This is a genomic window from Amycolatopsis sp. NPDC047767, assembly GCF_040704195.1.
Classification (GTDB): domain Bacteria; phylum Actinomycetota; class Actinomycetes; order Mycobacteriales; family Pseudonocardiaceae; genus Amycolatopsis.
The window spans coordinates 1-13,337 of record NZ_JBEYSJ010000014.1 but is presented as its reverse complement, the minus strand read 5'-3'; the positions used below and the strand labels follow the sequence as shown (position 1 = coordinate 13,337).

The window sequence follows — 13,337 nt, the reverse complement described above, 5'->3', positions numbered from 1 at the left end:
TGCGTCGTGGATTTCGGGATCGTGCTGCAGACGGACCCGCCGGCGTCGGACGTCGTGCGGCTGATGAAGGCCGCCGAGGACCAGGGGTTCCGGTACGGCTGGACGTTCGACTCGGCCGTGCTGTGGCAGGAACCGTTCGTGATCTACTCGCGGATCCTGGCGGAGACGTCGTCGCTGGTGGTGGGGCCGATGGTCACCTCGCCGGCCACGCGCGACTGGTCGGTGATGGCGTCGACCTTCGCCACGCTCAACGACATGTACGGCAACCGCACGGTGTGCGGCATCGGGCGCGGCGACTCGGCGCACCGGGTCGTCGGGAACCCACCGTCCACTTTGGCCACGGTGCGCGACTGCATGCAGGTGGTGCGTGACCTCGCCGAGGGGCGCGAGGTCACGATGAACGACACGGCCGTGCGCATCCCCTGGGTGCGCAACGGGCGGCTGGAGATGTGGATGGCCGGGTACGGGCCGAAGGCGCTGAAGACCGTGGGCGAGCACGCCGACGGCTTCATCCTGCAGTGCGCCGACCCGGCCATCGCGCGCTGGACGATCGGCGCGGTGCGCGAGGCCGCGCGCGCCGCGGGCCGCGACCCGGGTGGCATCACGATCTGCGTGGCGGCGCCCGCGTACGTCGGCGAAGACCTCGCCCACCAGCGCGAGCAGCTGCGCTGGTTCGGCGGCATGGTCGGCAACCACGTGGCGGACCTCGTCGCGCGCTACGGCGACTCCGGCCCGGTGCCGCACGAGCTCACCGACTACATCCGCGCCCGCACCGGCTACGACTACAGCCACCACGGCCGCGCCGGAAACCCGTCCACCGACTTCGTGCCGGACGAGATCGTCGACCGGTTCTGCCTGCTCGGGCCCGCCCCCGCGCACATCGCGCGCCTGCAGGAGCTCGCGGAGCTGGGTGTGAACCAGTTCGCGCTGTACCTGATGCACGACGAACGCGAGCAGACGCTGGCCGCGTACGGCGGGCAGATCGTCGGCAAACTCACCGCGTAGAGCTTGTCGATTCCCGGTGCCGCCGTTCGACGCGTTGGCATGACTGAATCCACTCGCACCCGGAACCTGGACATCTACGACCACGCCGAGCTCCCCTGGAGCCGCGCCCGTGACGCCCTCAGTCCCTCGCCGACCGCAGACCTGACGTTTTTCCTCACCACTGTGCGCGCCGACGGCCGCCCGCACACGGCCGGCGTGGGCGCGGTGTGGGACTCCGACGCGCTGTACTTCACCAGCGGGCCGGGCGCCCTGAAGTCGCGCCTGCTCGCGGCGAACCCGTGGTGCAGCATCGGCGTGCGACTGTCCGGCCTGGACCTGACGTTGGAGGGCACCGCCGCCCGCGTCACGGATTCCGCTGTCCTGGACCGCCTCGCCGCCGTGTACCGCTCGGGCGGCTGGCCCGCGGCCGTGGCCGGCGACGCCTTCACCGCTCCCTACAGCGCCCCCAGCGCCGGTCCGGCGCCGTGGCACGTCTACGCGCTGACCCTGCACACCGCCGTGGGCGTCGCCACGGCCGAACCCCACGGCGCGACACGGTGGGATTTCGCCGCGTGACCCGGCTTGCGGCAAGCCGACAGAAAGTCTCTGCCCGCTATACAAACGCGTGAAAGATTCGTATTCTCGCCCCAGGCCGCCACCTCCTGTCCCGCGCATCGAGGAGCTTCCCCATGGGCGTGTCCCGTCGTACCTTCTTTTCGCTCGCCGCCGCGGCTGCCGCGTGGCCTTCGGTGGCCGGGGTGGCGGCCGCGAGCCCGCCCGGTGACGTGGTCGGCAAGATCACCGTCGGCTACCAGGGCTGGTTCGCCTGCGCCGGCGACGGCGCACCGATCAACGGCTGGTGGCACTGGAGCCAAAACTGGGGCCAGGCGCCGTCACCGTCGAACACGGGGATCAAGTCGTGGCCCGACGTACGCGACTACCAGCGGACGTACCCGAGCGCCTACGCGAACCTGGGCGACGGGCGGCCGGCGAGCCTGTTCTCCTCCTACGACCAGCAGACCGTGGACACGCATTTTTCGTGGCTGCGCCAGTACGGCATCGACACCGCGGCCCTGCAGCGCTTCAACCCGACCGGCGGTGAGGGACCGACGCGGGATGCCCTGGCGCAGAAGGTGCGCACTGCGGCCGAGGCGTACGGCCGGAAGTTCTACGTCATGTACGACGTCAGCGGCTGGGCCTCGATGCAGCAGGAGATCAAGGCCGACTGGACGGCGAAGATGGCGGCGCACACGGCATCGAGCGCGTACGCCCGGCAGAACGGCAAGCCCGTCGTCTGCGTCTGGGGCTTCGGGTTCAACGACGACAACCACCCGTGGGACGCCGGCACGTGCCTCGACGTGGTGAACTGGTTCAAAGGCCAGGGCTGCTACGTGATCGGCGGCGTGCCGCGCGAATGGCGCGTCGGCGGATCCGGGACCCGCACCGGGTTTTCCGACGTGTACCACGCCTTCGACGCGCTCTCGCCCTGGATGGTCGGCGCGATCGGCAACGCGGGCGACTCCGACAACGTCTACACCACCATCACCGTCGGCGACCAGGCCGACTGCACCGCGCACGGCATCGACTACCAGCCCTGCGTCCTGCCCGGCGACACCCAGGCCCGCCAACGCGCCCACGGCGACTTCATGTGGCGCCAGTTCTACAACATGATCCGCGCCGGCGCCCAGGGCATCTACATCTCGATGTTCGACGAGTACAACGAGGGCAACCAGATCGCCAAAACCGCCGAAGACGCGTCCATGATCCCGGCCGGCTCCGGCCTCTGGGCTCTCGACGAAGACGGCACCCACTGCACCTCGGACTACTACCTGCGCCTCACCGGCGACGGCGGCCGCATGCTGCGCGGAGAGATCGGGCTGACCTCGAACCGGCCGACGTCACCGGCGGGCTGAGCCGAAGCAGGCGGTGCGCCCGAACGGCGCACCGCCCGACAGGCTCAGTCGACGATCGCTTGGTAAACCAGCTGCCGCAGCTGCTGCCGGATGGGATGGGTGCTCGACGGGAGCAGCTGCGTGTAGAACGCCACCGTCAGGTCCTCCACCGGGTCCACCCAGAAGGCCGTCGAAGCGGCGCCGCCCCAGGCGTATTCGCCGGGGCTGGAGAGGGTTTTGGCCTTGACCGGGTCTTCCAGCACGGAGAAGCCCAGGCCGAAGCCGAAGCCGTCGAAGGGCATCTCCGCGAACAGCGGCCGCCCGAAGGCCTCCAGGTCCACGTGGCCCGGCAGGTGGTTGCTCGCCATGAGGTCGACCGTGCGCGGGCCCAGGATCCGGGCGCCGTCCAGCGAACCGCCGCGCAGCAGCATCTGCGTGAAGCGGTGGTAGTCGGCCGCGGTCGAGACCAGCCCGCCGCCGCCCGAGAACGAGTCGGGCCGCGCGACGCCGATGGAGCCGAAAGCCTCGTTGCGGGTGGGCAGCTTGGTCCGCGGATGCGCGACGTACAGGGCCGCGAGGCGGTCCGTGTCCTTCGTGGAGAAGCCGGTGTCCGTCATGCCCAGGGGCCCGAAGATCCGCTCCGCGAAGACTTCGTCCAGGGGCTTGCCCGCGAGGACCTCCACGAGCCGGCCGAGGACGTCGGTGGACACCGAGTAGTTCCACTCGCTGCCGGGCTGGAAGACCAGCGGGAGCTCGGCCAGCGCGCGGGTGCAGGCGGCGAGGTCCAGACCCGGCGGGGTGCCCCACTCGAAGCCCGCGGCGCGGTAGATCGTGTCGACGGGATGCGTGTGGTGGAAGCCGTAGGTGAGGCCGCTGGTGTGGGTGAGCAGGTGCCACAGGCGAATGGGCTCGGTCGCGGGCACCGTCATCGGGCTCAGCGCCGAGCCCTTCACGTACACCTGCGGCGCCGCGAATTCGGGCAGCCAGCGGGAAATCGGGTCGTTGAGGTCGATCACGCCCTCTTCGACGAAGGTCATCGCCGCCACCGAGGTGATCGGCTTGGTCATCGAGAAGATGCGCCAGATGGTGTCGTGGTCCACGGGGGCGCCCGACTCGACGTCCCGCTTTCCGTGGGAAGCGACGTGGACGACGCGTCCGTGCCTGCTCACCACCGCGAGGTAACCGGGCAGCCGCCCGTCGTCCACATAGGCGTCGAAATGCCGGTCGATCCGCTTCAGACGGTCAGCGTCGAACCCCGCCGAAGACGGGTCGGTCTCCACGTTCATGCCGGCGACATTACGCCCTTTCGCGCGCCCGCTCGGCCGCCTTCTCCTCGCGCCACGCCTCGTCGTTCTTGCCTTCGCGCCAGTAGCCGGAGATCGACACCGACTCCTTCGCCACGCCGCGCTCGGCGAACAGGTACCGCCGCAGCTCGCGCACGAAGCCGGCCTCGCCGTGGACGAACGCGTGCACGTCCTCACCCGGCCACGGCAGCGCCTTCACCTCGGCCGCGAGGTCTGCACCAGCCGACCGGTGCAGCCACGTGATCTGCGCGTCGGCCTTCGTCACCAGCGGCTGTTCCTCCGAAGCGTCGGACACGAGCAGGAACACGTGCGCGCGAGCGCCGGCCGGCATGACCTCCAGCGACGCGGCGATGGCCGGCAACGCGGCCTCGTCGCCCACGAGCAGGTGCCAGCCCGCGTCGGCGCGCGGCGCGTAGACCCCACCGGGGCCCGCGAGCAGCAGCTCGTCGCCCGGCTGCGCCCGCATCGCCCACGGGCCGGCCAGCCCTTGGTCGCCGTGCACCACGAAGTCGAGCACGAGCTCGCCGGCCGCTTCGTCGTAGGACCGCACGGTGTACGAACGCATCCGCGGGCACTGCTCCCGCGGGAACTCCGCGCGGATGCGCTGCAGGTCGAACGGCTCCGGGTACTCGACGCCCGGCACCTTGAAGATCACCTTCACGTACGCGTCGGTGAACGCGTTGGGCTGGAAATCGCGCAGGCCTTCGCCCCCGGCCACGATCCGGATCATGTGCGGGGTCAGGTTCTCCTTGCGCAGAACCGACAAGCGCACGCCCGGGTTCCCCTTGCGCGCCGGCGCATCGGCCATCGGACACCACCCATTCACTAAGGCTTACCTAATCTGGGTCCACCGTACGCGCCCCTCCCCCGTCCCGCCTAGCGGCACTGGTCAGACGACTGCGAGACCGTCGGCCACCACCACCCCGTCGTGCAGGACCGTCCGGTCCCGGCCGCGGTCCATCACCGCGCTCGTGGGCGTCTCCCCGTCCACGAGGACGAGATCGGCCCGGTCGCCCACGCCGAGCCCCGGGCGGTCCGGCACCCCGGCCAGGCGGGGCACGTCGTGGCTCATGATCGAGGCCCCGCCCATGGTCGCCACGGCCAGGGCCAGCTCGATGTGCTCGTCCCGGCGGAACCCGCGCGTGAACGCGAGCTGCCAGGTCCGGTCCAGCAGGTCGCAGTTGCCGTACGGGCTCCAGTAGTCGCGCTGCCCGTCCTCCCCCAGGCCGATCCGCACGCCGGCGGAAACGAGGTCCAGCAAGGAAAGCTGCCCGGCGGAAGACGGCGCCACCGTGGTCATCGCGACGTCCAGCTCGGCGAAGTCGTCGATCACCCGGCGGCTCACCGACTCGGAGATCGAGCCCAGGTCGTACGCGTGCGACATCGTCACCTTGCCGCGCAGGTCCAGCGCCCGGACGCGCTCCAGCACCAGGTCCGTCGAGAACAGGCCGAGGTGGCCCGGCTCGTGCAGGTGGATGTCCACCTCGACCTGGTGCTTCTCCGCCAGGCCGAACACCGCGTCCAGGTGGCCCTTCGGGTCGCGGTCCACCGTGCACGGGTCGATGCCGCCGATCACCGTCGCGCCGGACCGCAGCGCCGCGTCCAGGACGTCGAGCGTGCCCGGTTCCCGGAGGATGCCCGCCTGGGCGAACGCCATCACGTGCACCTCGGCCTGGTCCGCGAACTTGTCCTTCGCGGCCAGCACGGCGTCGAGCTTCTCCAGCCCGCAGTCGACGTCGACCTGCGCGTAGCTGCGGACGCGCGTGGTGCCGTGCGCGATCATCCGCTCCAGCGTGCCCGCCACCCGCTCCGGCAGCGGCACCTCCGCCGACCGCCAGTTCTCACGGTCGTTGGTCATCATCGCCCACACGCCGGGGCCGCCGGTGTGGGGACGGAACGGCAAGCCGATCCGCGTCGAGTCCAGGTGCACGTGGACGTCGCTGAACGACGGGAACAGCAGCCGGCCCCGGCCCTCGATCGCGTCGGCGACCGGGGCCGGGTCGTGCGGGCGGACCGCCGCGATCCGGTCGCCGGTCAGCTCCACGTCGCTGCGCTCGCCACCCCAGGGGCGGACATCACGGATCAACACGGGACGAACCGTAGCGCGCTGGTCCGACCGAATCGGATCACGCCGCCGCGCGCGGATCGCTCACCCGGGTGTTCTGGAACGCCGTGATCAGCCAGCCCGTTCCCGAGCGGACCAGCACGAACGTCAAGGTGCTCTCCCGCCCCTGAGCCACGGCGTCGCCCCCGTCGAGCGCCGAACCGCCGCCGGAGACGACGACGGCGACGTCCTCGGCCGGGAACCGCACCGACGCGTCGCCGGGTCCCCCGATCTTCGAACCCCGCAGCGGACCCTCGAACAACGCGCGGTGCGAGCTCTCGATCAGCTCGCGGCCGGGCAGGCGCATCCCGAAGAACGTCACGTAATCGGCGTCTTCGGTGAACAAACTCGCGTACGCGGCGGCGTCGCCGCTGTTCCAGGCGTCGGCGAGCCGGCTGAGCACGGCGAGGACTTCTTCCCGGTCGGTCATGGTGAGCTCCTTGTCGAACGGCGTTCGTCGTAACGAACACCGTTCTATCCGCGAACGGTGTTCGAGTCAAGGCCCGATTCGTCTAGGCTGCTGTCCATGACCGTCCCGCCCCCGCCGTGGCGCCGTGGCCCGAGCCCTCGCCGGCGCGCCGAAAAGCCGTTGCTGTCACGGGAATTGGTGGTGAAGACGGCGCTGGGCCTGCTCGCCGCCGAGGGCTTCGAGGCCGTGTCGATGCGAAGGATCGCCCAGCAGCTGGAGACCGGGCCCGCGTCGCTCTACGCGCACGTGGCCAACAAGGAGGAGCTCGACGAGCTCATGCTCGACGCGGTCCTGGGCGACGTGCCGGTGCCGGAGCCGGATCCCGGGAACTGGGCCGAGCAGGTGAAAGAGCAGGTGCGCCAGCAGGTCCGCGCGATGGTGGCCTACCCCGGCATCGCGAAGGTCGCGTGGAACACGCCGGTGCCCGTCACGCCGAACTCGCTGCGCCAGGGCGAGGCGATGCTCGCGATCCTGCGCGCCGGGGGCCTGGATCTGAAACAGGCGGTGTTCGCGGGCGACGCGTTGAGCCTGTACGCCAAGGCGTACGCGTTCGAGGCGAGCAGCTGGACGTTCGGCGACTACGACGAGGCGGAAGTCGCCGAACGCGAACGGCAGATGGCCGACTACATGCGGTCCCTGCCTGCCGGTGCGTTCCCGAACCTGTTGCAGTCGGGGCAGTTCTTCACCGGCGAGACGAGCAAGGACCGCTTCGAGTTCGCCCTCGCGATGTTCGTGGGCGGACTGCAGAGCCTCGTCAGGGCTTGAGCACGATCTTGCCGCGCGTGTGGCGCCGCTCCAGCTCGCGGTAGGCGTCCTGCACCCGCGCCAGCGGGTAGGTGGCCGCGACGGGCACCTCGAGCAGGCCCTTGTCCACCAGCGCAGCGAGGTCGCGCATGACCTCGGCGCTCGCGGCGGCCATGTTGCCCTCGGTCTTCACGTTGTACTTCTGCGCGGCGGCGAAGTCGATCACGGTGTCGATCCGTCCCGTGTAGACACCCAGGCGCAGCGCGAGCTCGACGTACCCGTCGCCGTAGGTGTCGATGAACGCGTCGACCTTGCCGCCGGTGACCTCGCGCAGGCGCTCTTCGAGACCCTCGCCGTAGGCCACCGGGAGCACGTCCTGCTCCGCCAGCCACGCGTGGTTGGCCTCGCTCGCGATCCCGACCACGGTCGCACCGGTGAGCTTCGCCAGCTGCACGACCAGGGAGCCGACACCGCCGGCCGCACCGGACACCACGAGGGTGTCGCCGTCGTGCAGGTGAACCGCGCGCACGGCGGCGTACGCGGTGGTGCCCGCGACGAACAGCCCACCCGCCGCTTCCCACGACACGCCGCTGGGCTTCGGCGTCAGGTTCTCGGCGTCCACCAGCACGAACTCGGCCTGGCTGGAGCGCGTGTGCACGAAGCCGATGACCTCGTCACCGACCTGGATCTCCTCGACGCCCGCACCCAGCTCGGCGACGACGCCGGCGAGGTCGCTGCCCTGCCCGGACGGGAACGTCGACGGGAACTGCTGCGCGAACACGCCTTCGCGGATGGCGGCTTCACCGGGGTTGATCCCGGCGGCTCTGACCTCCACGAGCACCTGGCCGGGACCGGGCACCGGACGGGCGACCTCTTCCACTCCCAGGACGTCGATCCCGCCGTGTTCGCTGTACCTGACCGCCTGCGGCATGCGCGACTCCCTCGCTCGTCGATACTTCGACCAACGAACCATCAGCCCGGTTTATGCCCGCTGAGCGAAAATTCAGCCGGCCAGGCGACGGACCACACCGTCGGCGAGCAGCCGCCCGCGGTCCGTGAGCACGGCGCGGCCGCGACTGTCCAGAAGGGACGGTTCCAGGAGTCCTTCCGCCGCAGCGGCGCGGGCTTCGGCGATTCCGGCGGCGTCGAGCGCATCGAGCGCGAGTCCTTCCGCGACCCGGAGTTCGAGCATGATGCGTTCGAGGTGCCGGTCCTCTTCGGTGAGCAGCTCACGGCCGGCTTCGGGACTGTTCCCCTCCGCCAGCAGCGACGCGTACTTGGCCGGGTGCTTGACGTTCCACCAGCGCACGCCGCCCACGTGGCTGTGCGCGCCGGGGCCCGCGCCCCACCAGTCGCCGCCCTGCCAGTAGCCGAGGTTGTGCCGGCAGCGGGCCGCGTCGCCGGAGGCCCAGTTGGACACCTCGTACCACCGCAGGCCGGCGGCCGAGAGCACGGAGTCGATCATCTCGTAGTCGGTGGCCAGCACGTCGTCGTCGGGCGCGGGCAGCTCGCCCCGGCGCACGCGGCGGGCGAGCGCGGTGCCCTCCTCCACGATCAGCGCGTACGCCGACACGTGGTCGACACCCGCGGACAGCACGGCGTCGAGCGAGGCCCGCAGGTCCTCCGGGCGCTCGCCGGGCGTGCCGTAGATCACGTCGAGGTTCACGTGCTCGAACCCGGCGGCCCGCGCCTCGCGCGCGGCGTCCACGGGCCGGCCGGGCGTGTGCACGCGGTCGAGCACCTGCAGCACGTGCCGCGCGGCCGACTGCATCCCCAGCGACACCCGCGTGTACCCGGCCGCCCGGATCCGTTCGAAGAACTCCGGCGACGTCGACTCGGGGTTGGACTCGGTCGTGACCTCGGCGCCCGGCGCCAGCCCGAACGCGTCGCGCACGACCTCGAGCACCTCCGCCAGCCCGTCCGCGCCCAGCAACGACGGCGTGCCCCCGCCCACGAACACCGTGTCGGTCGCCGGCGGCTCCCCGAGCACCCGCGCGGCCAGCTCCAGCTCGCGGCGCAGCCCGTCGAGCCACGACCTCGGCGACGCGGCAGAGCCCAGTTCACCGGCGGTGTAGGTGTTGAAGTCGCAGTACCCGCAGCGCGTGGCGCAGAACGGCACGTGCACGTAGACGCCGAACGGCCGTCGCCCGAGCCCCTCCAGGGCACTTTCGGGCAATCCGGTCTCGGCAGGCAGCTCGGCTACGTCAGGCACGACGTCCATTGTCCCTCGCACCGCCCCGGCGCGACCCGGGCCCTGCTCCACCCGGGCGGAAGTTCGGCCGCCGAACGAACCTCCGCGTCACCCGAGCCGGCCGGAACCCCTCCCGAGCGGCCTTCCGGGCGACCCCCGTTCGGCGGCAAAACCGCAGGCAGCGAGCCCGATCACCCACAGTCCGGGCCCGCGCGCAAGCCCCGTGCGCAGGCCCTCCCACCATCCGGACGCGTTTGAACCACGTTCTGAACGCGTGGTTATCTGGGCCGGTGAGTCCTGCCGGTGTCCTTCTCGTGGCGCGCCGCCACGTCGACCTTCTGCGGGTCGCGAGCGCGCTCTGCCGGCCTGCCCGCTGACTCCCGACGCCCGACCCAGCCCACCACATCTGGACCGCCGGCGCCGGACCCGCCGCGATCCCCGTCGCCCGCCTCGAAGCGGCACGACCTCAGCGGCGTCCGGAGCCACTAACCGGAGGACTCCTCATGGCCTCACCCACGCGTGAAACCCCCGCGAAGAGCCGGCCGCGGCAGAAGCGCGGCGAGGGACAGTGGGCGCTCGGCTACCGAGAGCCGCTGAACCCCAACGAGCGGTCGAAGAAGGACGACAACCCGCTCAACGCCCGCGCGCGCATCGAGAACATCTACGCCCACGGCGGCTTCGACTCGATCGACCCCGGTGACCTGCGCGGCCGGTTCCGCTGGTTCGGCCTCTACACCCAGCGCAAGGAAGGCATCGACGGCGGCCGCACGGCCACGCTCGAGCCCGAGGAGCTGGACGCCCGCTACTTCATGATGCGCGTGCGCCTCGACGGCGGCATGCTCACCACGCAGCAGCTGGCCGTGCTGGCGGAGATCTCCCAGACGCACGCGCGCGGCACCGCGGACATCACCGACCGGCAGAACATCCAGTACCACTGGATCCGGATCGAGGACGTGCCCACGATCTGGCAGAAGCTCGAGAACGCGGGCATGACCACCATGGAGGCGTGCGGCGACAGCCCCCGCGTGATCCTGGGCTCGCCCGTCGCCGGGATCGCGGCCGACGAGATCATCGACGGCACACCCGCCATCGAGGAGATCAAGCGCCGCTACATCGGCGACCCGCAGTACGCGAACCTGCCGCGCAAGTTCAAGACCGCGGTGTCGGGCCAGCAGGACGTGGCGCACGAGATCCACGATGTCGCGTTCGTCGGCGTGAACCACCCCGAGCACGGCCCGGGCTTCGACGTCTGGGTCGGCGGCGGCCTCTCGACCAACCCGATGATCGGCCAGCGCCTCGGCGCCTGGGTGCCGCGCGACGAGGTGCCGGACGTGTGGGAAGGCGTGATCAGCGTCTTCCGCGACTACGGCTACCGCCGCCTGCGCTCGCGCGCCCGCATCAAGTTCCTGGTGAAGGACTGGGGCGCCGCGAAGTTCCGCGAGGTGCTGGAGGAGAAGTACCTCAAGCGCCCGCTGCTCGACGGCCCCGCGCCGGACGTGCCGCCCGCCCCGATCGACCACGTCGGCGTGCACCGGCAGGTCGACGGCAAGTTCTACGTCGGTGCCGCGCCCGTCGCCGGCCGAGTGAACGGCGAGACGCTGCTGGCCGTGGCCAAGGCCGCCGAACGCGCGGGCTCCGGGCGGGTGCGCCTGACGCCGCAGCAGAAGCTCGTGGTCCTCGACGTGCCCGAGTCCGAGGTGCCGGGCCTGGAGACGGAGCTCGCCGAGCTGGGCCTGCACACCAAGCCCTCGCCGTGGCGGCGCAGCGTGATGGCGTGCACCGGGCTGGAGTTCTGCAAGCTCGCGATCGTCGAGACTAAGGCCCGCGCCCAGGCGCTGGTCACCGACCTCGAGAAGCGGCTCGCCGACGTGCAGGGCGACCTGGAGAACCCGGTCAGCGTGCACCTCAACGGCTGCCCCAACTCGTGCGCCCGCATCCAGACCGCCGACATCGGGCTCAAGGGCCAGATCGTCACCGACGCCGAGGGCCGCCAGGTCGAGGGGTTCCAGGTGCACCTCGGCGGCGGGCTCGGCCTCGACGCCGGGTTCGGCCGCAAGCTGCGCGGGCACAAGGTCGTCGCCGACGAGCTGGTCGACTACGTCGAGCGCGTGGTCCGCGCCTACCTCGAGGGCCGCGAGCCCGGCGAGCGCTTCGCGCAGTGGGTCGGGCGGGCCGACGAAAGCCTGCTGCAGTGACCTCGACAGAACGAGCGGTGCCCTACTATTGCCCGTTCTGCGGTGACGAGGACCTGCGCCCCGCCGAAGACGGCGGCTGGCTCTGCGGCGCCTGCCGGCGCGGGTTCTCGGTGAAGTTCCACGGACTGTCCCTACCGGAGGAGACGCTCGGATGACGGCCACAGCTGACTACCGGACCCTGGCCGAACGCGCGGAGAAAGAGCTGGCCCAGGCCACGGCGGAGGAAGCACTGCGCTGGACGGTCGAGCAGTTCGGCGACGACTTCATCGTCGCGTCGAACATGCAGGACGCCGTGCTCATCGACCTGGCGACCCAGGTCAAGTCCGATGTGGACGTTTTGTTCCTCGAGACCGGTTACCACTTCCCGGAGACGATCGGCACGCGCGACGCCGTGCAGACGGTGTACCCCGACGTGACGATCGTCAACGCGCAGGCCGCGCAGAGCGTGGCCGAGCAGGACGCCGAGTACGGCAAGGACCTGTTCGCCCGGGACCCCAACCAGTGCTGCTTCCTGCGCAAGGTGGTGCCGCTGCGCGACACGCTGGCGAAGTACTCGGCGTGGGTCACCGGCGTGCGCCGCGTGGACGCGCCGACCCGCGCGAACACCCCGATCGTCACCTGGGACGAGCGCAACGGCCTCGTGAAGGTCAACCCGCTCGCCGCGTGGACCGACGACGAGTTCAACGGCTACATCCGCGACCACGGCGTGCTCGAGAACCCGTTGGTGTCAGTGGGTTATCTGTCCATCGGCTGCGCGCCGTGCACGGCGAAGGTCGAGGCCGGGCAGGACCCGCGCAGCGGCCGCTGGGCCGGCCAGTCGAAGACCGAGTGCGGACTGCACGGCTGATGGCGAACACAGAGGGACCGATGACCACTCTGGAACCCGCGGTCGACAACCTGGTCGCGCTGGAATCCGAAGCCATCCACATTTTCCGCGAGGTGGCGGGTGAGTTCGACCGGCCCGTGATCCTCTTTTCCGGCGGCAAGGACTCGACGCTGCTGCTGCACCTGGCGATCAAAGCCTTCTGGCCCGCGCCGGTGCCGTTTCCGTTGCTGCACGTGGATACCGGGCACAACTTCGACGAGGTCATCGAGTTCCGCGACCGCGTCGTCGAGAGATACGGGCTGCGGCTGGTGGTGGCGAAGGTGCAGGACTGGATCGACGACGGCCGTCTGGAAGAGCGCGCCGACGGCCTGCGCAACCCGCTGCAGACCACGCCGTTGCTGGACACGATCGCGGAGAACAAGTTCGACGCGGTGTTCGGCGGCGGCCGCCGCGACGAGGAACGGGCGCGGGCCAAGGAACGCATCTTCAGCCTGCGCAACTCGTTCGGGCAGTGGGAGCCGCGGCGGCAGCGGCCGGAGCTGTGGAACCTCTACAACGGCCGTCACCGTCCGGGCGAGCAGGTGCGGGTGTTCCCGTTGTCGAACTGGACCGAAGCGGACGTGTGGAA

15 protein-coding genes are annotated in these 13,337 nt (G+C 70.8%); 9 read left to right on the top strand and 6 right to left on the bottom strand.

Annotation, left to right across the window (positions count from 1 at the left end; genetic code table 11):
* Window positions 1-6: 6 nt before the first annotated feature.
* The 3 genes from AB0878_RS24475 (at window position 7) to AB0878_RS24465 (ending at window position 2,897) form a co-directional block, all read left to right on the top strand.
* Window positions 7-1,005 (top strand): TIGR03842 family LLM class F420-dependent oxidoreductase, encoded by a 999-nt coding sequence (locus tag AB0878_RS24475; RefSeq protein ID WP_366582565.1) that lies wholly within the window; start codon window positions 7-9, stop codon window positions 1,003-1,005.
* A 39-nt stretch (window positions 1,006-1,044) separates the two neighbouring features.
* Window positions 1,045-1,560 (top strand): pyridoxamine 5'-phosphate oxidase family protein, encoded by a 516-nt coding sequence (locus tag AB0878_RS24470; RefSeq protein ID WP_366582564.1) that lies wholly within the window; start codon window positions 1,045-1,047, stop codon window positions 1,558-1,560.
* A 113-nt stretch (window positions 1,561-1,673) separates the two neighbouring features.
* Window positions 1,674-2,897, top strand: a complete 1,224-nt coding sequence (locus AB0878_RS24465) for a glycoside hydrolase family 71/99-like protein (RefSeq protein WP_366582563.1) — start codon at window positions 1,674-1,676, stop codon at window positions 2,895-2,897.
* Between the two features lie 44 nt (window positions 2,898-2,941).
* Here the strand turns inward: AB0878_RS24465 and AB0878_RS24460 are convergent, their stop codons facing one another.
* From AB0878_RS24460 to AB0878_RS24445, 4 genes are all read right to left on the bottom strand, one after another.
* Entirely contained in the window at window positions 2,942-4,162 is a 1,221-nt protein-coding gene (locus AB0878_RS24460) for a serine hydrolase domain-containing protein (protein WP_366582562.1), read from the bottom strand.
* A 10-nt stretch (window positions 4,163-4,172) separates the two neighbouring features.
* Entirely contained in the window at window positions 4,173-4,988 is an 816-nt protein-coding gene (locus AB0878_RS24455; RefSeq protein ID WP_366582561.1) for a siderophore-interacting protein, read from the bottom strand.
* An 81-nt stretch (window positions 4,989-5,069) separates the two neighbouring features.
* Window positions 5,070-6,269, bottom strand: coding sequence for an amidohydrolase family protein (locus tag AB0878_RS24450; RefSeq protein ID WP_366582560.1), 1,200 nt, complete (start codon window positions 6,267-6,269; stop codon window positions 5,070-5,072).
* Between the two features lie 37 nt (window positions 6,270-6,306).
* Entirely contained in the window at window positions 6,307-6,714 is a 408-nt protein-coding gene (locus AB0878_RS24445) for an SgcJ/EcaC family oxidoreductase (RefSeq protein WP_366582559.1), read from the bottom strand.
* 96 nt (window positions 6,715-6,810) lie between these two features.
* Between AB0878_RS24445 and AB0878_RS24440 the strand changes: the two genes are divergently transcribed.
* Window positions 6,811-7,518 (top strand): TetR/AcrR family transcriptional regulator, encoded by a 708-nt coding sequence (locus AB0878_RS24440; protein WP_366582558.1) that lies wholly within the window; start codon window positions 6,811-6,813, stop codon window positions 7,516-7,518.
* Here AB0878_RS24440 and AB0878_RS24435 read toward each other — a convergent pair.
* Window positions 7,508-8,428: an NADP-dependent oxidoreductase gene (locus AB0878_RS24435; RefSeq protein WP_366582557.1), complete on the bottom strand. Its 921-nt coding sequence runs from the start codon at window positions 8,426-8,428 to the stop codon at window positions 7,508-7,510. The genes AB0878_RS24440 and AB0878_RS24435 overlap by 11 nt on opposite strands.
* A gap of 72 nt (window positions 8,429-8,500) precedes the next feature.
* Window positions 8,501-9,709, bottom strand: a complete 1,209-nt coding sequence (gene hemW / locus AB0878_RS24430) for a radical SAM family heme chaperone HemW (RefSeq protein ID WP_366582556.1) — start codon at window positions 9,707-9,709, stop codon at window positions 8,501-8,503.
* Between the two features lie 269 nt (window positions 9,710-9,978).
* Here hemW and AB0878_RS24425 point away from each other — a divergent pair, with 269 nt between their 5' ends.
* From AB0878_RS24425 to cysD, 5 genes are all read left to right on the top strand, one after another.
* A complete protein-coding gene (locus AB0878_RS24425) occupies window positions 9,979-10,065 on the top strand; it encodes a putative leader peptide (protein WP_354874210.1) in 87 nt (28 codons plus the stop codon).
* A gap of 126 nt (window positions 10,066-10,191) precedes the next feature.
* Entirely contained in the window at window positions 10,192-11,883 is a 1,692-nt protein-coding gene (locus AB0878_RS24420; protein WP_366582555.1) for a nitrite/sulfite reductase, read from the top strand.
* Entirely contained in the window at window positions 11,880-12,038 is a 159-nt protein-coding gene (locus AB0878_RS24415; protein ID WP_354874043.1) for an Insertion element protein, read from the top strand. Before AB0878_RS24420 ends, AB0878_RS24415 begins: the two co-directional genes overlap by 4 nt.
* Complete coding sequence (locus AB0878_RS24410; RefSeq protein ID WP_366582554.1) at window positions 12,035-12,730, top strand: phosphoadenylyl-sulfate reductase; 696 nt, start codon at window positions 12,035-12,037, stop codon at window positions 12,728-12,730. Before AB0878_RS24415 ends, AB0878_RS24410 begins: the two co-directional genes overlap by 4 nt.
* A gap of 20 nt (window positions 12,731-12,750) precedes the next feature.
* Window positions 12,751-13,337, top strand: a 587-nt coding sequence (cysD, locus tag AB0878_RS24405) for a sulfate adenylyltransferase subunit CysD (protein ID WP_366582553.1), incomplete at its 3' end; no start/stop codon positions are given.